The organism is Candidatus Poseidoniia archaeon, from assembly GCA_030748895.1.
GTDB lineage: Archaea > Thermoplasmatota > Poseidoniia > MGIII > CG-Epi1 > UBA8886.
This window is the reverse complement of record JASMLC010000069.1, coordinates 1-515: the sequence shown is the minus strand read 5'-3', so window position 1 is coordinate 515 and position 515 is coordinate 1. Positions and strand designations below refer to the sequence as shown.

At 56.3% G+C, this 515-nt stretch carries 1 protein-coding gene; it reads left to right on the top strand.

All coding sequences use genetic code 11. From position 1 onward, the window contains the following. A partial coding sequence (locus tag QGG57_07170; protein ID MDP7007931.1) for a PQQ-binding-like beta-propeller repeat protein occupies positions 1-515 on the top strand: 515 nt, incomplete at both ends.

The following is a 515-nucleotide window of genomic DNA, read 5'->3' as shown; positions in this document are numbered from 1 at the left end:
GTAGCACCCCGCTCTGGAGCTACGAAACCGGGGATGAGGTGTGGTCGGTGTCAATCTCGGCGGACGGTGAGTACATCGCCGCCGGCTCCCGGGACGACAATGTCTACCTCTTCAGCAAAGACAGCAGCACGCCCCTCTGGAGCTATACTACTGGGGATTGGGTGCGCTCAGTCACCATCTCGGCGGACGGCGAGTACATCGCTGCTGGAACCCAGGATGCTTGGGTCTACCTCTTCAACAAGAACAGTAGTACACCGCTATGGAGCTACCTAACTGATGATGTTAGCTTTACTCGGGTAGATTCGATTTCTATCTCAGCGGACGGTGAGTACATCGCTGCCGGTTCGTTTGCAGTCTACCTTTTCGACAAGGACAGCAGCACGCCACTCTGGAGCTCTTACGGCATTTCTGGAATTTCTTCAGTGGCCATCTCGGCGGACGGCGAGTACATCGCTGCCGGCTCCGATGACTACAAGGTCTACCTCTTCGACAAGGACAGCAGCACTCCTCTCTGG